Source organism: Halorubrum wangae (assembly GCF_051194135.1).
GTDB lineage: Archaea > Halobacteriota > Halobacteria > Halobacteriales > Haloferacaceae > Halorubrum.
In genome coordinates, this window is sequence record NZ_JBLZNH010000003.1 from 71,841 (window position 1) to 89,407 (window position 17,567).

The 17,567-nt window shown below is 69.8% G+C and carries 21 protein-coding genes and 2 tRNA genes; 14 read left to right on the forward strand and 9 right to left on the reverse strand.

From position 1 onward, the window contains the following. Positions 1 to 4 precede the first annotated feature (4 nt). The 4 genes from ACNS84_RS10390 to ACNS84_RS10405 all read left to right on the forward strand — a co-directional run bounded on the left by ACNS84_RS10390 (position 5) and on the right by ACNS84_RS10405 (position 2,257). On the forward strand, positions 5 to 1,108 hold the full coding sequence (locus ACNS84_RS10390; protein WP_435074799.1) for an ATP-binding protein: 1,104 nt from the start codon (positions 5 to 7) through the stop codon (positions 1,106 to 1,108). Positions 1,109 to 1,127: 19 nt separating this feature from the next. Next, a complete protein-coding gene (locus tag ACNS84_RS10395; protein WP_435074800.1) occupies positions 1,128 to 1,475 on the forward strand; it encodes a fluoride efflux transporter FluC in 348 nt (115 codons plus the stop codon). After that, the gene (locus tag ACNS84_RS10400) at positions 1,472 to 1,828 is read left to right on the forward strand and encodes a fluoride efflux transporter FluC (RefSeq protein ID WP_435074801.1); all 357 of its coding nucleotides are present in this window, start codon (positions 1,472 to 1,474) and stop codon (positions 1,826 to 1,828) included. Before ACNS84_RS10395 ends, ACNS84_RS10400 begins: the two co-directional genes overlap by 4 nt. A 69-nt stretch (positions 1,829 to 1,897) precedes the next feature. After that, the gene (locus ACNS84_RS10405) at positions 1,898 to 2,257 is read left to right on the forward strand and encodes a hypothetical protein (protein ID WP_435074802.1); all 360 of its coding nucleotides are present in this window, start codon (positions 1,898 to 1,900) and stop codon (positions 2,255 to 2,257) included. 30 nt (positions 2,258 to 2,287) lie between these two features. On the opposite strand, the gene cca is transcribed toward ACNS84_RS10405, so the two are convergent. Next, the gene (gene cca / locus ACNS84_RS10410; protein ID WP_435074803.1) at positions 2,288 to 3,706 is read right to left on the reverse strand and encodes a CCA tRNA nucleotidyltransferase; all 1,419 of its coding nucleotides are present in this window, start codon (positions 3,704 to 3,706) and stop codon (positions 2,288 to 2,290) included. A gap of 162 nt (positions 3,707 to 3,868) precedes the next feature. On the opposite strand from cca, the gene ACNS84_RS10415 reads away from it, so the two are divergent. Next, positions 3,869 to 3,941 (forward strand) — tRNA-Asn (locus ACNS84_RS10415). A 116-nt stretch (positions 3,942 to 4,057) separates the two neighbouring features. Further along, positions 4,058 to 4,133, forward strand: a tRNA-Ile gene (locus ACNS84_RS10420). Between the two features lie 50 nt (positions 4,134 to 4,183). Here ACNS84_RS10420 and ACNS84_RS10425 read toward each other — a convergent pair. Then, positions 4,184 to 5,047, reverse strand: a complete 864-nt coding sequence (locus ACNS84_RS10425) for a TIGR01548 family HAD-type hydrolase (RefSeq protein WP_435074804.1) — start codon at positions 5,045 to 5,047, stop codon at positions 4,184 to 4,186. A gap of 64 nt (positions 5,048 to 5,111) precedes the next feature. Beyond that, the gene (locus ACNS84_RS10430) at positions 5,112 to 5,603 is read right to left on the reverse strand and encodes a UPF0146 family protein (RefSeq protein WP_435074805.1); all 492 of its coding nucleotides are present in this window, start codon (positions 5,601 to 5,603) and stop codon (positions 5,112 to 5,114) included. A gap of 39 nt (positions 5,604 to 5,642) precedes the next feature. Here ACNS84_RS10430 and ACNS84_RS10435 point away from each other — a divergent pair, with 39 nt between their 5' ends. From ACNS84_RS10435 to ygfZ, 3 genes are all read left to right on the forward strand, one after another. Continuing rightward, a complete protein-coding gene (locus tag ACNS84_RS10435; protein ID WP_435074806.1) occupies positions 5,643 to 6,164 on the forward strand; it encodes an archaemetzincin family Zn-dependent metalloprotease in 522 nt (173 codons plus the stop codon). 44 nt (positions 6,165 to 6,208) lie between these two features. After that, positions 6,209 to 6,508 carry a DUF6432 family protein gene (locus tag ACNS84_RS10440; RefSeq protein WP_435074807.1) on the forward strand — a complete coding sequence of 100 codons (300 nt, stop codon included), beginning with the start codon at positions 6,209 to 6,211 and terminating at the stop codon, positions 6,506 to 6,508. Positions 6,509 to 6,580: 72 nt separating this feature from the next. Next, positions 6,581 to 7,732, forward strand: coding sequence for a CAF17-like 4Fe-4S cluster assembly/insertion protein YgfZ (gene ygfZ / locus ACNS84_RS10445; RefSeq protein ID WP_435074808.1), 1,152 nt, complete (start codon positions 6,581 to 6,583; stop codon positions 7,730 to 7,732). An 18-nt stretch (positions 7,733 to 7,750) separates the two neighbouring features. On the opposite strand, the gene ACNS84_RS10450 is transcribed toward ygfZ, so the two are convergent. From ACNS84_RS10450 to ACNS84_RS10470, 5 genes are all read right to left on the reverse strand, one after another. Continuing rightward, positions 7,751 to 8,929: an inorganic phosphate transporter gene (locus tag ACNS84_RS10450; RefSeq protein WP_435074809.1), complete on the reverse strand. Its 1,179-nt coding sequence runs from the start codon at positions 8,927 to 8,929 to the stop codon at positions 7,751 to 7,753. After that, positions 8,929 to 9,057 (reverse strand): DUF7859 family protein, encoded by a 129-nt coding sequence (locus ACNS84_RS10455; protein WP_254922009.1) that lies wholly within the window; start codon positions 9,055 to 9,057, stop codon positions 8,929 to 8,931. Before ACNS84_RS10455 ends, ACNS84_RS10450 begins: the two co-directional genes overlap by 1 nt. A gap of 333 nt (positions 9,058 to 9,390) precedes the next feature. Next, positions 9,391 to 9,951, reverse strand: a complete 561-nt coding sequence (locus tag ACNS84_RS10460; protein WP_435074810.1) for a metallophosphoesterase — start codon at positions 9,949 to 9,951, stop codon at positions 9,391 to 9,393. 136 nt (positions 9,952 to 10,087) lie between these two features. Next, positions 10,088 to 10,237, reverse strand: coding sequence for a 50S ribosomal protein L40e (locus ACNS84_RS10465; RefSeq protein ID WP_092562207.1), 150 nt, complete (start codon positions 10,235 to 10,237; stop codon positions 10,088 to 10,090). A 100-nt stretch (positions 10,238 to 10,337) separates the two neighbouring features. Further along, positions 10,338 to 10,607: a thioredoxin family protein gene (locus ACNS84_RS10470; protein ID WP_435074811.1), complete on the reverse strand. Its 270-nt coding sequence runs from the start codon at positions 10,605 to 10,607 to the stop codon at positions 10,338 to 10,340. Positions 10,608 to 10,778: 171 nt separating this feature from the next. Between ACNS84_RS10470 and ACNS84_RS10475 the strand changes: the two genes are divergently transcribed. The 3 genes from ACNS84_RS10475 to hisE all read left to right on the forward strand — a co-directional run bounded on the left by ACNS84_RS10475 (position 10,779) and on the right by hisE (position 11,940). Further along, the gene (locus tag ACNS84_RS10475) at positions 10,779 to 10,940 is read left to right on the forward strand and encodes a preprotein translocase subunit Sec61beta (RefSeq protein WP_435074812.1); all 162 of its coding nucleotides are present in this window, start codon (positions 10,779 to 10,781) and stop codon (positions 10,938 to 10,940) included. A gap of 83 nt (positions 10,941 to 11,023) precedes the next feature. After that, on the forward strand, positions 11,024 to 11,617 hold the full coding sequence (gene pdxT, locus ACNS84_RS10480) for a pyridoxal 5'-phosphate synthase glutaminase subunit PdxT (protein ID WP_435074813.1): 594 nt from the start codon (positions 11,024 to 11,026) through the stop codon (positions 11,615 to 11,617). Beyond that, the gene (gene hisE / locus ACNS84_RS10485; protein ID WP_435074814.1) at positions 11,614 to 11,940 is read left to right on the forward strand and encodes a phosphoribosyl-ATP diphosphatase; all 327 of its coding nucleotides are present in this window, start codon (positions 11,614 to 11,616) and stop codon (positions 11,938 to 11,940) included. Before pdxT ends, hisE begins: the two co-directional genes overlap by 4 nt. A gap of 4 nt (positions 11,941 to 11,944) precedes the next feature. Here hisE and ACNS84_RS10490 read toward each other — a convergent pair whose 3' ends face one another. After that, positions 11,945 to 12,340, reverse strand: coding sequence for a hypothetical protein (locus tag ACNS84_RS10490; RefSeq protein ID WP_435074815.1), 396 nt, complete (start codon positions 12,338 to 12,340; stop codon positions 11,945 to 11,947). 170 nt (positions 12,341 to 12,510) lie between these two features. On the opposite strand from ACNS84_RS10490, the gene ACNS84_RS10495 reads away from it, so the two are divergent. Then, entirely contained in the window at positions 12,511 to 14,736 is a 2,226-nt protein-coding gene (locus ACNS84_RS10495) for a hypothetical protein (RefSeq protein WP_435074816.1), read from the forward strand. A 119-nt stretch (positions 14,737 to 14,855) separates the two neighbouring features. Continuing rightward, positions 14,856 to 17,528 carry a leucine--tRNA ligase gene (leuS, locus tag ACNS84_RS10500; RefSeq protein WP_435074817.1) on the forward strand — a complete coding sequence of 891 codons (2,673 nt, stop codon included), beginning with the start codon at positions 14,856 to 14,858 and terminating at the stop codon, positions 17,526 to 17,528. The last annotated feature ends 39 nt before the right edge of the window (positions 17,529 to 17,567 follow it).

The window sequence follows — 17,567 nt, forward strand, 5'->3', positions numbered from 1 at the left end:
CGCTATGCACGTACTCGGCCGTGAGACTGAACGGGACCGCGCCGCCGCGCTCCCGACGGTCCGCCTCGGCTCGTTCCTCGCGCGCGACGGCAGCGCCGGCGCCGCGGTCGGCGTCGACGCGGACCGCCCGCACGCCGGCGTCGTCTTCGGGAAGCGCGGCACCGGGAAGTCGTATACCCTCGGCGTCATCGCGGAGGGGCTCGCGGACGTCCGAGGCGTCGCACCCGTCGTCGTCGACCCGATGGGCGTCTTCGACGGACTCAGTGACGCGGGGGCTCGCGTGGTCGACCCGTCGGTCCGCCCGACGGCAATCCCGGCCGCGGCGTGGCCCGATCTGCTCGGTCTCGACCCGACGAGCGGCCCGGGCGGGCTGGTGTGGCGGGTGGTCGCCGACGCAGCGGGCGAGTCGGCCCCGGAGGCGGGGAATGACGTCCCGTCGATAGCCGACCTTCGCGAGCGCGTCGGCGGGGCCGATGCGCCGACGGACGCGCGCCGGGCCGCGGAGAACCACCTGCGACTCGCGGCGTCGTGGGGGGTGTTCGACGCCGACGCGCCGGCGGTCGCGTCCTTCGCGGACGGCCCTTCGCCCACGGTGCTCGACCTCGCCGGCACCCCCGACGCCGCCGCGGCCGCCGTCGTCAGAGCGGTCGCTCGCGGGCTGTACGACGCTCGAGTCGACGGAACCCTCGATCGGCTCCCGTGGCTGCTCGTCGACGAGGCGCACGCCTTCTTCGACGGCGTCGCCGACCCCGCGCTGCGGACGCTGTTGACCCGCGGCCGCGCACCGGGCGTCTCGCTCGTCTGCGCGACACAGCGCCCCGGCGCGTTGCCGAGCGTCGCCGTCTCTCAGTCGGACCTGTTGGTCTGTCACCGCCTCACCGCCGAACGCGACGTGTCCCGACTCGCGGAGGCGGACGCGACGTACCTCGCCGGCGACCTCGCCGACCGGCTCCCGACCGGCACCGGTGAGGCGCTCGTCGTCGACGACGCGACCGAAACGGCCCACACCGTCCGGGTCCGCGAGCGACGGACACCGCACGGCGGCGGAAGCCCGCGGGCAAGCGACGCGGACGCCGCGGGCGCGACCGAGCCCGAAGGCCCAAGGTGACGCCCGGCGACGCGTTTGCATGGAACGAACGCCGTTCGGGTTCCTCCTCGTCGCCTGCGGCGGATTCCTCGGCGCCGTCGCCCGGTACGGCGTCGACGTCGCCGTCGGCGACCCCACCGGCGCCGGGACGCTCGTCGTCAACGGCGTCGGATCGTTCGTGCTCGGGGTGCTGGTGTCCCGCGCGACGACGACCCGAATGCAGCTGTTCGTCGGCACCGGGGCGCTGTCGTCGTTCACCACCTACAGCACGTTCGTCGGCGACGCGGTCGCGCTCGGTGGGCTCTCCGGGGGTGCGTACGTCGCCGCGAGCTACGCGGTCGGATTCGCGGCCGCGGTCGCGGGGCTCTGGCTCGGGGGGCGGTCGTGACCGACCCGCTCCTCGCGGTCGCGCTCGTGGGCGTCGGCGGGGCGTTCGGTGCCACGGCGAGACACGTCGTCGGGCTCCGGATCGACGGGCGCCGATCGGTCGTCGCCGTGAACGCGCTCGGCAGCCTCGCACTCGGTGTCGCGCTTGCGGCGCCGATCGGTGACGCGGCGACCGCGCTCGTCGCGGTGGGGTTCTGCGGCGCGTTCACGACGTTCTCGTCGTTCGCCGTCGAGACTGTGTCGACCGCGGCCGACGGAGAGGGCGGCGTCGCGGCCGGGTTCGCCGCTGTGAATCTGCTGGCCGCGCTGACCGCGTTCCTCGCCGGAGCGGCGCTCGTCGGCGCGCTCGTGTGACGCCGCCGTCCCTCCGACGCGACGCCCGAGAGCGACAGGTACAGGGGTCACCGTGACGTATCACCACGCGTGACAGACGAGGCCGAGAGCCGGGGAGACGGAGGCGCCGACACCGATCGCAGAGCCTGCGGTCCGGACCCTGCGAACCCCGATGCGGGCGACGCGGCCTCCCGAGCCTCGACCGGTGCGTTCGGCGACGACGCGCCGTCGTTCGGCGACCTCTCGCTGCCGCAGCGGGTGTTCGTCGCCGCCGTGCAGAACCCGACCCGAGGCGTCGTGATCGTCGGGCTCCTCGCGTTCGGGTTCTCGTTTTACGTCGCCTTCTGGCTCGTCTTCCCGCGCGTCGCCGCGTTCACGTCCGCGGTCGGCGCGGTGCTGGTCGCGATAATCGTCCTCGTGTACCTGGTCTCGGATCGCATCTCGGGATGACATCCCGAGGGTGACGAGCCGGGACCGCGCTCACGGGTGGGGCTCGTAGAACTCGCGGAGCGTCGTCCCGAACGTCGGCGCCAGCGTCGCGACGGCGTCGCCGACCAGCACGTCGCGCTCGGCGAACGCCTGATCGATCTGCGCGCCGAGTGCGACGCGGTCCGCAGCGTCGCTCTCCAGGTACGCCCGCACCGTCGTGAACTCCCGCTCCCGCTCGACGACGTACCGATCGCCGTCGATGAACGGGCCGTACGTCTCCGGGTCGACGTCGTCGGCGTACGACTCGTAGAAGCTCGCCGCGTGTTTCCGCACGGCGACCGGTGGCCCCTCGTGGCGCTCGATCGTTGGCCGTTCGGCGACCTCCAACTCGGCGTACAGCGCGGCGCTGACGGGGTCGGTCGAATCGTCGTCGGGTCGGTCGTCGCCGACCATAGCCTGGGCGCGCAAGACGTCGAACCCGTGCGCGTCCAGCCCGCGAACGATACCGTCGAGAGAGCGCCGAAGCTGAGGCCACAGCTGGTCGTCGACCAGGTCCGGGGCATCGAAGACGACGGCGACGGGGGTCGTCCCCCGCCTATCGAGGTGCTCGCGGACGTCCGCCGAATCGAGCGGGGTGGGTTCGTCCGGCTCGAACAGCGCCTCGCGGGGCGACGCGAGCAGTTCGCGGGCGTAGTGCTGGAAGCGGGCGGCGTTCGCGGCCGAGAGGACGGCCGCGACGTTCCGAGTCGGGTCCGTGGGGTCGACGACGACGAGCGGGTCGTCGAACGTCTCCGCGGCGTGGCCCTCCGGGTCGAACTCCATCGGGGGGTGCCAGTTCCGAGCGGACTCGACGAGCGGGGCGAACCCGCCGAACTCTAACACGAGCAGCTCCGTCAGGTAGCCCGAGAACCCCTCCGTGCGGAGGTCGCTGCCGTACGCGCCAACCCCTTTTAAAAACGCCTTCGCGAGCACGACGTCGGCGGCGAGGTCGTCGTCGAGCCGCGCGGAGAGGTACGCGTCGTGGAACGGCGTCCGATCGACCGCCGAGACGAGGTCGCTCGCGGCCGCCACGTCGTGACAGGGGACGAGGTCGACGTCGAACCCCTCGTACGTTCCCTTCACGTACGGGTGCTCGGCGTACTCCTCGTGGCCGTCGGGCAGGACGGCGTGTCCGACCGCGAGCCCGTACTCCTCCAGTTGCTCGCGGCCGAGGTCGGCGTCGAACCGGACGAACAGGTCGATGTCGCGGTCGCCGGAGACCCACGTGCCCCGGGCCGTCGATCCGACCTGCACCACGTCGGCCGCCACGGGGAGGTCGGCGATGGCGTCGCGGGCGCGTTCGATGAGTTCGTCCGCGACGGCCCGGAGCCGGGCGCGCTCCGCTGGGTCCGGAAGGACCCGGTCGCGAACGCGGGCGAGCACCGAGTCGAGTTCGTCGACCTCGGAATCGCCCGATTCGGGATCGTCCATGGCCGGATCTCACGCGGTCCGGCCGAAAGCGTGTCGGTCGCGGGGTGCGCCGGTCCGCCTGGGAAACGGCCGCCGGCGACCTGACGCGGCCGGACGGTCCGTCGCACCCGAGTCGGGCGGAAACGAAAGCCCTATCAAAACCAGTCGAGTATCCTGAATCGAGCCGAAGTAGCTCAGTTGGTAGAGCGCCTCGCTGTTAACGAGGCGGTCCCAGGTTCGAGTCCTGGCTTCGGCGCCTGTCTGTTTCCTCACCCCCGTAGATAATGGTCCGATCGGCCGGTCGCGTATCGCCGCTTCGTGATCGGGTGAATTCGGTACGCTAAAGGGTTCGTCCCCGTTACCCCGAGTTACGGGCCTTTAGCTTAGTCTGGCTCAAAGCCCTCCGCTCATAACGGAGTGATCGCCGGTTCAAATCCGGCAAGGCCCATTCTCCCCGGAAAACCGCTCTGCGAGCCGCTGTCGCGACCGGATCGCCGCCTACTCCAGCAGTTCGACCAGTTCGTTCACGTCGTCGACGACGGCGTCAGCTCCGTTCTCAGCGTACTTCCGACGTCCCTCCTCGCCGGTCAAGCCGCCCGTGAGGACCCCGATAGCGTAGTACACGCGCTCAGCGTCCGCTTCGTCGGCATTGCGTGCGGTCCGAACGTCGTCGAGGGTGTCGCCGGCGAAGGCGACGCGCTCAGCGTCGAACCGCTCCGCGAGCTCGACGAGTGCCCGCGGATGGGGCTTCCCCTCCTCCCAGTCGTCCATCGTGAACCGCTTGTCTTCGGGGACCGAGAGGCCGACGCGCTCTAAGGCAATCTCCGCCTCGGCGGCGGGCCGCCCCGTCAGCACGCCCACGTCGAACCGTGCGGTCAGGTCGGCGATCGTCTCCGGGTCGACGAGCGTCGGTTCGTCGTGGATGTACCCCGGCGCCGACAGCGGCGGCTCGCCGCCTTCGAGCTCGCGGTACAGCTCCTCGCCGAGGTACAGCGCCTGAAACGTGTCGCGGAGGCGCTCGGTGTCCCACTGGTCGCGGACCCGCGCCTGTGCGACGCGCGGGAGGTCGCCGGCGACTTCCTTCGCCGCTCCGAGCCCGCCGCCGGCCGCAGCGATCCGGTCCGTGAACGTCGCGACGTCCATCTCGAGTCCCTCGCGGCGAGCGAGCACGTACAATGCGGCCGCGTCCGTCAACTCCCAGTCGTTGTTGAATCCGCCGGCGTCTTTGAACAACTGCACCGCGTCGCGGTCGATCGTCTTACCGCACACCCTGTCGACGGACTCGAGTATCGCTCGCCGGTACGAGTCCGCCACGTCGACCAGGACGCCGTCGATGTCGAGAACGACTGCGTCAACCTGCATACCCGTACGCCGGCAGGTGAGGGAAAGAACGTTCGGGTTCGCGGCTGTTTCGGCCGGAACACCGTCACCGACCGGGATCAGAGGCGTCGGGCCCTCTGAACCCGTCGCGGGCGACGTAGACGGTCGTTCCCGGCAGCGACCGCCGACTGACCGATACCGTCGGCTCCTCGAAGCCGAGGGTCGTGAACAGGCAGGCGGCGTCGAGGCGGTCTGCGAGCGCCACCGTCGGGCGCTGGAGTTCGGCCGGGAGGTTACAGGCGTACACCGCGTCGAACTCGCCGAGCCCCGTTCCGCCTCCGCGCTCGTCGTTCGCGGCTTCCGCGAGCACGAGTACGTCGCCCTCGACGGCGCGCAGCGAGCCGGCAATCATCGCCTCGTCGGTCTCGTCGGCGGCCGCTCGGGTTCGCTCGCCGACGGCGACGTCGACCGCGACGACCTCGCGACCGCGGTCGGCGAGCGAGCGCGCGACCGTCGGGCGGTTCCCGATACCGATCTCCAACAGTCGATCGTACTGGGCGAGTTCTTCGACGAGCGCCTGACGGGAGCGAGATACCACGGCGCGGGCTTTATGACTGCGGCGGTCAAAAGTCGTTCCATGCTCGTGGATATCGTTCCCGTCGGGGAGGTCATCCCCCGCGTGAAACGGGAGGCCTCCGCTGCGCTCCGATCGGTGTACGACTGTGACGTCACGATCCACGACGATCAGCCGATCCCCGAAACCGCCTACGACGAGGGCCGCGACCAGTACCGCGCCGAGGATCTTATCGAGACCGTCAGCCGGGTCGGGGGTGGCGAGAAGAACATCGGAATCACTCCTCAAGACCTGTACTACCGCCGCCGAAACTACGTGTTCGGGCTGGCGTATCTCAACGGGAACGGCTCCGTGATCTCGACCCACCGGCTCCGCACGTCCTCCGACGGCGGCGTGTCCACGAAACCAGCGGTCGACGTGTTCGCCGACCGCGTCCGAAAGGAAGTGGTTCACGAGATCGGCCACACGCTCGGGTTGGAACACTGCGACAACAGCAAGTGCGTGATGTCCTTCTCACCGACCGTCCGCGAGGTCGACGTCAAAGAGGAGAACCTCTGTGGCACCTGCTCTCGGCTGGTACGGTAGGGATCGCCGGTAGAGGTAAACCCCGTCCTGTTCAACTAACGCCCATGGCCGCAAAGCCGAAATACCGCGACCGTCCCGACGTCGAGGTCGCGCTGCTGGACGCGCTCGTCGACCGCGGCGACGAGGGCATGACGGTGTTGGAGCTTCGTGCGGCCGTGGACGCCGACATCGACGCCGTCGAGGAGTCGCTGTCGTCGCTCAAGGCGGACTCGCTCATTACCGTCGAGAGCGAGGAGCATGTCCGCGTCCACGCGCACGAACGCGTGATCCCCGACCCCGACGCGCCGGACGACGATCCGCCGGGCGGGCTCGTCGACACGATCCGCGACCGACTCGGACTGTAAGCCCGCGATCGACCCGCCGCAACGCCGTCGAAACCCAGCGGCCTTTTGCCGTTCCCCGACCTCCATTCAGACATGAGTCTCGTCTCCGGCACGCACGGCGCCCACGGCGCCACGTACCGCGACCGCGGCGGTCGCCGAGTGGTCGACCACTACGGAAAGCCAGAGCGCGTCGGGAAGGCGGTCCGAAACGTCGTTGGCACGATCGAGATGGGGTACGGGATACTCACAATCGCGGGCGACGACCGCGTCGAGTTCGTCGACAACGCCGTCTCCAACCGCGTTCCGACCGAGGACGGTCAGGGGGTGTACGCGCTCCTGCTCGACCCGCAGGGCGGCATCGAGACGGACATGTACGTGTACAACGCCGACGAGCGACTGCTCGTCTTCCTGCCGCCCGAGCGCACGGAGGCCGTCGCCGAGGACTGGTCGAGCAAGGTGTTCATCCAGGACGTGACGATCGAGGACGCCTCGGACGAGTTCGGCGTGTTCGGCGTCCACGGTCCGAAGTCGACCGAGAAAGTCGCCTCGGTGCTCGGCGGACCGGGCGCCCCGGAGAAGCCGCTCTCGTTCGTGCGCGGCGCGATGGTCGACGCCGGCGTCACGGTGATCGCGACCGACGCCCCCCTCGGCGAAGAGGGGTACGAGATCGTCTGCGCGGCCGACGACGCCGAACAGGTGTTCGACACGCTGATCAACCGCGGACTTAACGCGGCCACGTTCGGCTACCGGACGTGGGACGCGCTCTCCGCCGAGGCCGGCACGCCGCTCTTCGAGTACGAACTGGAGGGGACAGTGCCGAACGTCCTGGGTCTCCGCAACGCCCTCGACTTTGAGAAGGGGTGTTACGTCGGTCAAGAGGTCGTCTCCCGCGTCGAGAATCAGGGCCGACCGAGCCGCCGACTCGTTGGACTCGCGCTCGATGGGCTCGCCGACGTGACCGCCGAGATCGACGGCGACGCCGACCCGGAGGGGTACGACGAGGTCCTGCCGACCCCCGGGGCGGCCGTCTTCGCCGGTGACGAGGCGGTCGGCGAAGTGACCCGCGCGGCGGTCGGGCCCGCCTCCGGCGACCCGATTGCGCTGGCGCTGGTCCGATACGACGCCGAACTCGACTCGGTCGCCGTGCGCGTCGACGGCGACGAGATCGCGGCGACGCGCGCCGATCTCCCGTTCGTCGACGGGAGCGCGCGCTCCGCACGCGTCCCGTCGTACGCGTCCGAGTAGCCGGCGGGCACCGGTCTCTTAACTGACGATCCGTACCAGCGAGTAGATCCCGTAGCCGAGCGCGAGCGAGCCGACGAGCGAACCGATCCACGCGAACACCGTATACCCCATCTTCGCCCGGCTCACGCCCGCGTCCCCGGCGGCGTAGCCGGCGCCGACAATCGCGGAGACGATGATCTCGTTGAACGAGACCGGGATCCCGAACGCGACCGCGGTCTGGGCGATCGCGAAGGAGGGGATGAGCGCGGAGATCGACCGCCGCGGCCCCATCGAGGCGTAGTCCTGCGAGATCGCCTTTATCATCCGCGGCGCCCCGGTCCAAGAGCCAGCGAGCAGGCCGACGCCGCCGCCGACGAGCAGTGCCCACAGCGGGATGCCGGCGTCACCGACGAACAGGGGCACGAGCGGGCCGATAGCGAGGCCGACCTGCGACCCGCCGGCGGAGAAGGCCACCAGGCCGCCCATCGCCAGCAGGAACCGCCGCTGGGCCCCCTCCCGGTCGCGGCCGAGGTCGAGGTACACCGCGACGGTGACGGTCGCGGCCACTACGGCCGTGACGAGGGGCGTGCCGATCGACCCGATCCCGAGTTGGGGACCGATTGCCGTCGAGAGCGACGCCTGTTCGCCCGGCGGCCCCAGCAGCGCGAACCCGACGTTCGCGACGATCGCGCCGACGAGCCCCGCGAGCACCGCGGTGAGCGGTCGCTCGGGGAGGCGTTCGCCGATCAGCGAGCGCGCCACGGCGTAAGCGATGCCGCCGCCGACGAACGGGGTGAGCACCCACAGCGTGAGGATCTCCCGGTACTTCGGCCACGCGGGGTCTCCGCCCATCGCGAGGCCGACGCCGACGACCGCGCCGGTGACGGTGAACGCGGTCGCGATCGGATACCCCGCGAACACGCCGAGCGCGACGAGTCCGGCGGCGGTGACCAGCGCGACGATGGCCGCGCCGGCGGTGAGCGTGACGCCGCCGATCAGTTCGGTACCGACCGCCTCGGTCACGTTCGCGCCCTGAAGCATCGCGCCGAACAGTCCCAGCACGCCCACGACCAGGCCGGCACGCATCACGGAGATGGCGTTGGCGCCGACGGCCGGCGCGAAGGGGGTGGACCCGGACGACCCGGCGCCGATCGACCAGGCCATAAAGAGGCTCGCCGCGCCGGCGACGCCGAGGGTGAGGACGGTGATGACGGCCATTACCGCTGACCGTCCTCGTACCCTTCGCGGAGCCCGGTCAGGGTTCGACGAACGAGAAGGAATCCGAAGAAGAAGAGCCCGAGCAGGCCGACGAGAATGATGACGAACAGCGGTTCCACCGAGAGCATACAGTCGAATCCGTCGGAACGGAGTTAGGCGTTTCGGCAGCCACGTCCGCAGCCGTGAATCGACGGTGACTAAAGCGCTCGTTTGTGCCTCAGCGAGGTATAAGCAAGCACCGACGGAACGTGAAAGCGCGACCCCCGCTTCGGCCCTCACTCACATCCCTCCCCTCGTCGAGCACGAGTTCGTCGACGGTCAGTGGCTCCTTCCCTGCCTCACCGGCCGTCTTGCGCCGTCAACGCGGTTCGCGGGGCGTCACATTCCGTCCGCGCTCTCCCGCAGCGGGCGGCCCGTTCTCGCGGGCCGGCTCTCACTACTCGGACCTCACGACTCGGACCTCACGGCTCGATCCGGAAGCGCTCGAACACCTCGCCGTCCGGCGTGACGAGGCGCCCCGCGAGCGCGGTCGCCGTGTGCCGGTCGTCCGCGTCGGAGTCGGCGTCCGTCGTGTCACGCCCCGAGACCGGTTCCAACTCGGCGTGCGCCGGTCGGTTCCCCCGGGGCTGGGCGTGGCTCCCCGGATTCAGAATCGGCAGTCCGCCAGAGTCGTCGAATCGGGGGCGGTGGCTGTGTCCGCAGATCACGGCGTCCGCGTCTCGGCCGCGACCGAGCATGACCAGCCCCGTGTCTCCGCTGCGGTGGCGGTGTGTGACGGCGAACCGCACGCCAGCGTACTCGACCGTACAGACCTCCGGTAGCCGGTCATGTATCGCGGCGTCGTCGTTGTTACCGTACACGCCGCGGAGAGTTCGCGCGGCGGCGTCAAACGCGTCGAGCACCGGTTCGCGGTAGAAGTCGCCGGCGTGAACGACGACGTCGGCCGCGCGGACCGCCTCCGCGGTTCGGCCCTCAAGCTTCGACTCCTCGCGTGCGTGGGTGTCGGAGACGACGACGAGCATACTCGCCGTCCGTGCCCGTTCGGTTTAACAAACGCGCCCCACCGTGAGCACCGGGCAGGCGTCGGGCAAGCACCGAACGGACGCACGGCTCGCGGAGCGATTCGGGTTCGAAAAACGTCGGCCGCGGAGCGATCGCTTACGTCGCGCGGCGTTCCTTCGCCTTCGGGCGGAGGTTCTTGTAGCCGCACTTGCGACAGCGCTTCGCATCGGGAGCGTTGCGGGCGTTACAGCGCATGCAGATCTGCCGGTCGAGGTTGCGGCGTTCCGCGGCGTCGAAACTGGCCATACTGCTACTGTCACGGGGACGCTGTAAAAGGTTGCGAGACGTGTCTGCGGGTCCGGCCCCCATAGGCAGACGTTCGGGACCGGGTCGCGGGCGTCGCTCGTCAGGCGCCGGCTTCGGACAGCGCGGCCTCGATGTCCTCGCGCTGGGTGACCCCGACGAACCGGTCCACGATGCCGTCGTCGTTTTCGACGATGAGCGTCGGCAGCGATCGGACCTGGTACTGGTTGGCGACGTCCTGCTCCTCGTCGACGTTCACCTTCTGCAGCTCGAAGGCGTCACCGAGATCTTCCTGGATCTCCTCCAGGATAGGGTCCTGCGTCTTACACGGGCCGCACCAGTCAGCGTGAAAATCCAGCAGTCGAACAGTCATTATCCGGCAGGTTCTACCGTCGGACCGCGCATAAGGGTTTCCCACGCGGTGAGGATCGAGGGCCGTCGCGGCCCGTGAGTGTGGTGCGATTGACCCGTCTGCACCGACCGCGAGCGGGGGGCGTCGACCGCGAGCGAAACGTTTAGAACGCCGCGCGGACCACTTCTCGGTATGAGTGGTTCCAACTCCGGCGGGCTGATGTCCAGTGCGGGACTGGTCCGCTACTTCGACACGCAGGACCGGGACGCGATCGCGATCAACCCCAAGACCGTCCTCGCGTTCTGCGTCCTCTTCGGCGTCTTCGTGCAGATCCTCTCGCTGACTGTCGCGTAACGGCCCGCGTCGGCCGGCCGATCGCACTCTCCCGACCGCCCCGTAGCGCGCCCTTTTTGCCCGTCCCCGACGGAGCCCGAGACATGAAAGCAGGCGTCATCGCCGTACAGGGCGACGTGGCCGAGCACGCCGCCGCCGTCCGGAACGCCGCGGCCGCTCACGACGAACCCGCGGAGGTCGTCGAGGTCCGCGACGCCGGCATCGTGCCCGACTGCGACGTCCTCCTCATGCCGGGCGGGGAGTCGACGACCATCTCGCGGCTGATCCATCGAGAGGGGATCGCGGCGGAGATCCGCGACCACGTCGCGAGCGGGAAGCCCGTGCTCGCCACCTGCGCCGGGCTCATCGTCTGCTCGCGGGACGCGAAGGACGACCGCGTGGACGCACTCGGGCTCCTCGACGTCTCCGTCGACCGCAATGCGTTCGGGCGACAGAAGGACTCCTTCGAGGCGAAGATCCCGATGAACGGGCTCGACGAGCCGTTCCACGCCGTCTTCATCCGCGCGCCGCTCATCGACGAGGTCGGCGCGGACGTCGAGGTGCTCGCGACCGTCGACGGTCGGCCGGTCGCGGTGCGCGACGGGCCGATCGTCGCCACCGCGTTCCACCCGGAGCTCACCGACGACCCGCGGATCCACGACCTCGCCTTCTTCCCCGAGCGCGAGGTGGTCGCGTGAGCGACCCCGACGCGGGCGACGAGGGTGAAGAGACGGCGGACGACGCTGTCCTCGACGAGCTGTTCGCTACCATCGAGTCGCGGAAGGCGGAGCTGCCCGACGACTCGTACACCGCCTCGCTGTTCGCCCACGAGAAGGGCGAGAACGCCGTCTTAGAGAAGATCGGCGAGGAGTCCACGGAGACCATCCTCGCGGCGAAAGACGACGACCTCGACGAACTCACCTACGAGAGCGCCGACCTCGTCTACCACCTGCTGGTGTTGCTCTCGATGAAGGGCCTCGACCTCGACGACCTCCGCGACGAGCTCCGCGAGCGCTTCTGACCGCCTACCGCTCGCGTTCGAGTTCCCGGTCTATCTCGTCCGGCGCTTCGGCCTCCAGTTCGCTGGCGATCCGCCGTTCGAACTCCTCCTCGCCGATCTGCCCCTCGACGTACTGCCGCCGAAGCCGGTCCTGCCGGCTCTCCGAGGCACTGCCGGTCGACGAGGACCACGCGGCGCCGACCGAGTCCGCGTCGACGGACGCGTCGTCGCCCCCGAACACCCACGCACCGACTCGGTAGGCGACGTAGACGAGCCCGGCGAGCACGGCGAGCGTGACGACGCCGGTGAGCACCGCCCACGCGATGCTCAGGATCGCAGAGACGGCGGAGACGAGGACGCTGACGCCGATCAGGACCGCGAGCGCGATCACGGCGTAGTAGAGGGCCTTCTTCCCGTCCATACCATGATGTGGCGCGGCTGAGCGAAAATACCTTGCGCCGCGGTCCGACCCGAGAGCCCTGCCCGGCCCCGTCAGAAGACTTATTCCTCGATGTGTCTGTTACACTGAGAAATGGGTCCCGAACCACGAGTTCGACAGAGTCGCATCGCGCGGATCGACGAGGGAAGAGCGTGACGGAGGAGTTCGACCGTCGGCCGGTAGACCGGCGGACCGTCCTCGGGGCGCTCGCCGGCGCGGGGACCGCCGCGGTCGCCGGTTGTTCCGGCTCGGGGCCAAACGACGCCCCGACGACCGAACTGGACGCCGAGCGCCTCGACGAACTCGCCGCCCGGTTCGCGCCGACGCTGTACTTCGACACCGCGGAGCCGTGGTTTCCGACCGACCCTCGCCCGTACGCGTCGGAGGCGGACGGCGAGACCGTCGTCGACGGCTTCGCGGCGTTCGACGGCTACCACGAGCGATACGACGAGGCGGGCGAGCCGCCGAACCCCACCGTGTTCTACAACGGGGTCCGGTACGAGGAGTCGTCGCTCGCGGTCGTCCAGTTCTGGCTCTACTCCGCGTTCGACCAGTTCACGGCGAACTTCCACTGGCACGACTGGGAGGTGCTCCACGTCTTCGTCGACCTCGACACCGGCGAGCCCCAACTGTACGTCGCCAGCTCGCACTCCCGGAGCGTCCCGAACAACGAGTACCTCGACCCGAATCCCGACGCGATCCCTCGCGTCCTCCCCGAACTGGGGTCGCACTCCAGCACCCTCTCGCTCAACGAGGACATCGACCGGTTCCAGCGCGTCGGCGCGGACGGGCTGCTCGCGGACATCACGAACACGACCATCGACACCGTCGAGGACCTCCTCGGAATCCCCATCGCGTACGGGCTCCCCCGCGACGAGGGCGCCCGGCTTCCCTTCGTGGTTCCCGAATACGAGGGGGCGCCCATCTACGAGCACCCCGACCTCCCGTCGGTGACGGAGGAGTCCCTCGTCGACGGCGCGTTGACCATTCGGTCGCTCGACGCGCTGCGGTCGCCGCCGACGGATCTCCCCCTCCGAGAGACGGGGATCGCCTTCCGACACGCCGACAGAGAGGACCCGCTGGCGAACGACACCGTCGACGAGGTGATCGGCTACGAACTCGTCGAGACCGCCGAGTTGGAGGATATTTCGGCGTTCACCGGGCCGCAACTCAGCTTCGAGTTCGCGGTCCCCGAGGTCGTCGAGGACGCCGTCGCGAGCCATATCACGACCACCGGCGTCCCGTGGGAGCAGCCGCGCTACGAGAACCCCGCGCTCGACATCACCGCCGGGAACCACCGCGCCGAACTCGCCGCCCGGTACGACGTCATCGGCGACGACGAGTCGTTCGGGGCCGAGGCCGCCGGCGCGCTCGACGCGGTCGTCGCCCGCGTCACGCAGGCGACGGAGAGCGACGACGCGCCTGACGGCGAGGGACTGACGACGACGAAGTCGACCGTCGAGTCGGTCGTCCTAATCGAGAGCGACCCCGAGGCGGTCCCGACGTTCGCCGGCGGGGTCGCGGTCGCGAACGGGGTCCCAGAGGGGGACCACCGGCTGACCGTCAACGGCGCCGGGCAGACCCCCCACAGCGAAACGCTGACCGTCTCGGCGGACGAGCCGATAACCGCTGCCGGCGCCGAGGGCGAGATTCCGCTCGTCGCCCGCGAGAACGCGCGGAAGATCGAGCTCTCGGACGCGAAGAGCGACACCGACGTGACCCGGACGGCGGTGGAAGACGACTTCGCCGGCCGTATCTACGACTCCGCGGTCGAGGGGAGCGACGCGGTGTACGTCCACGCCGGCGGGGCGTACACGACCGAGGTCCGCGACGCCGACGACGAGGTGGGCGCGTACCGCGTCAACCCGGACCCGCCGGGAGCGGGGGGCGGAGACGAGTCGGGCGACGGGGGCGATCCGATCCGGATCGAGCGCCCGGAGACCGGGGCGGCCTCCCTCGCGGGGTACGTCGCCGATGTGGCCGAGGAGACCCGCGCCGCGGTCGCGACCGTGGCCGCGGAGACCGACGACGGCGACGGCGGCGATGACGACGGAAGCGGCTCCACCGGCGAGAGCGGGGGAAGCTCCGGGAGCGAAGACGGTTCGAACGACGGCTCGACGAACGCCATAAACGGACTCGAACGGGCCCTCGCCGCCGCGGTCGAGGCCGCGAGGCGGGCCGAGGAGCGCGCCCGCGAGGGCGACGGCGAAGGGACGGAGCGCCAGTTGGCGAACGTCGCCGACCGGATCGCCCGGATCGAGGAGCGGCTCGCGGCGGCGCGGGAGGGGCTCCCGCCCGGACTCGCGAACGCGACCGGGAAGCGGGTGGAGCAGGCGACGCGGCGCGTCGAACAGGCGCAGAACGCCGGAAAGCTGTAGGCGGTCGATCCGTTCGCGCCGCGTTGCCGGCGCGTCCGGCGCTCGGGACTCCGCGTGCCACCCTCCACTACTGGATGGAAAGCTATACGACGCCGAACCGACCAGAAGTATATAAGCAGATGTCTCAGGAGGGTTACGACCACACCACGGTCGAGAATCGGTGGCAGGAGGCGTGGGACGACGCCTCCGTGTATCACACGCCGGACGAGGCCGACGACCCGACGTACGTGCTGGGGATGTACCCGTACCCGTCCGGGAAGCTCCACATGGGTCACGTCCGCAACTACACCATCACGGACGCGTACGCCCGGTACCGCCGGATGCGCGGCGACGACGTGCTCCACCCGATGGGGTGGGACGCGTTCGGCCTCCCGGCCGAGAACGCCGCGAAGGAGCGCGACACCAACCCCCGCGACTGGACGTTCGACTGCATCGACACGATGAGAGGCCAGATGAAGTCGATGGGATTCGGCTACGACTGGGACCGGGAAATCACCACCTGCACCCCGGAGTACTACAAGTGGAACCAGTGGCTGTTCACCCGCTTTTCCGACGCCGGGCTGGTCGAGCGGCGCGACGCCGAGGTGAACTGGTGTCCCTCCTGCGAGACCGTCCTCGCCGACGAGCAGGTCGAGGGCGACGCCGAACTGTGCTGGCGCTGTGACACCCCGGTCGAGGCCCGCGAACTCGACCAGTGGTTCCTCGAAATCACCGAGTACGCCGACGAACTGCTGGAGGCCATCGACGACCTGGAGGGATGGCCCAACTCGGTCCGTCAGATGCAGCGCAACTGGATCGGCCGCCAGTACGGGACGACGCTCGACTTCACCGTGGAGGATCACGGTCCCGTCGAGGCGTTCACCACCCGCGTCGACACCGTGTACGGCGCGACGTTCTTCGCGCTCGCGCCGGACCACCCTATCAGCGAGGAACTGGCCGCCGAGGACGACGCGGTCCGCGAGTTCATCGACCACGAGGCCGACCCCGACGGCGACGAGCCGAACGGCGTCGAGACCGGCCTGACCGCCACCAACCCGGCTACCGGCGAGGAGATTCCGGTCTTCGTCGCCGACTTCGTCCTCTCGGACGTCGGGACGGGCGCGCTGATGGCGGTGCCCGCCCACGACGAGCGCGACCACGCGTTCGCGACGAAGATGGGCGTCGACATCGAGCCGGTCGTCGCGCCGAAACCGGACGACTGGGACGGCGAGACGGTCCCCGAGGCACCCGACGTGAGCGAGGCGGCGTTCACCGACGACGGCGTCGTGATCAACTCCGGCGAGTACAGCGGCCTCGACAGCGAGACGGCCCGCGAGCGGCTCACCGAGGACATCGAGAGCGCCGAGGAGAGCACGCAGTACCAGCTTCGCGACTGGGGCATCTCCCGCCAGCGCTACTGGGGCACCCCGATCCCGGTCGTCCACTGCGACGACTGCGGGCCGGTGACGGTCCCGGACGAGGACCTGCCGGTCGAACTGCCCGAGTTTATCAACACCACCGGGAACCCGCTGGACGCCGCCGAGGAGTGGAAGGCGACGACCTGCCCCGACTGCGGCGAGCCGGCCACCCGCGAGACCGACACGATGGACACGTTCGTCGACTCCTCGTGGTACTTCCTGCGCTACGTCTCGCCGGACCTCGACGACGCGCCCTTCGACCTGGACCGCGCGAACGACTGGATGCCGGTCGACCAGTACGTCGGTGGTATCGAACACGCCGTGATGCACCTGCTGTACTCCCGGTTCTTCACCAAGGTGCTGGCCGACGAGGAGGGGCTGGACCACCGCGAGCCGTTCACGAACCTGCTGGCGCAGGGGATGGTTCAGCTAGAGGGCGAGAAGATGTCGAAGTCGAAGGGGAACGTCGTCTCCCCCCAGCGCATCGTCGACGAGTACGGCGCCGACACGGCCCGCCTGTTCATGATGCAGGCCGCACAGCCCGAGCGAGACTTCGACTGGTCGGAGGAGGGCGTCAGGTCCACTCATCGGTTCCTCTCGCGGCTGAGCGACCTCGTCGAGGGGTACGCCGCGGGAGCGGCGGAGACCGCGGACGCGGGCGCCGAGCGTGACACGGTCGACGACTACGTGGCCGACGAGATCGACGCCGCCGTCGCCATCGCGGGCACGGAGTACGACGACCTGACGTTCAACGTCGCGCTCCGCGAGGCGCAGGACCTCGTGGGGACGCTGCGGAGCTACCGCGGGCACACCGACCCGCACCCCGCCACCTACGAGCGCGGGCTCGACGTCGCCGTGCGTCTGCTCGCGCCGGTCGTCCCGCACCTCGCCGAGGAGCTGTGGGACACGCTCGGCCGCGACGGGTTCGTCGTCGAGGCCGACTGGCCGACCGCGGCGGTCGATCGCGAGACGGTCGAGAAGCGTCGCCGGCTGGTGGCGAACACCCGCGAGGACGTGCGCGACATCGTCGAGGTCGCCGGGATCGAGGACCCCGAGCGGATCGACGTCGTCGTCGCGCCCGACTGGAAGTACGACGCCCTCTCGATCGCGATCGACAGCGACGCCGACAACCTGATCTCCGAGCTGATGCAGGAGTCGCACATCCGCGAGCAGGGGGACGACGCCGCCTCGTACGGACAGGACCTGCAGGCGAACCGCGAGGCGCTTCGAGACACCCTCTCGGCCAGCGACGAGTACGACGCTCTGCGAGCGGCCGCATGGCTTATCGAGCGCGAGTTCGACGCCCCGGTCCGCGTCGAGCGCGCCGCGGACGCCGACGACAGCGTGGTCCGGAAGGCAGAGCCGGGCCGGCCCGCGATAGACATCGTCGAGTAGCGACCCGCGTTCCCTTTTAAACGGCTCCGACGGCCCGGA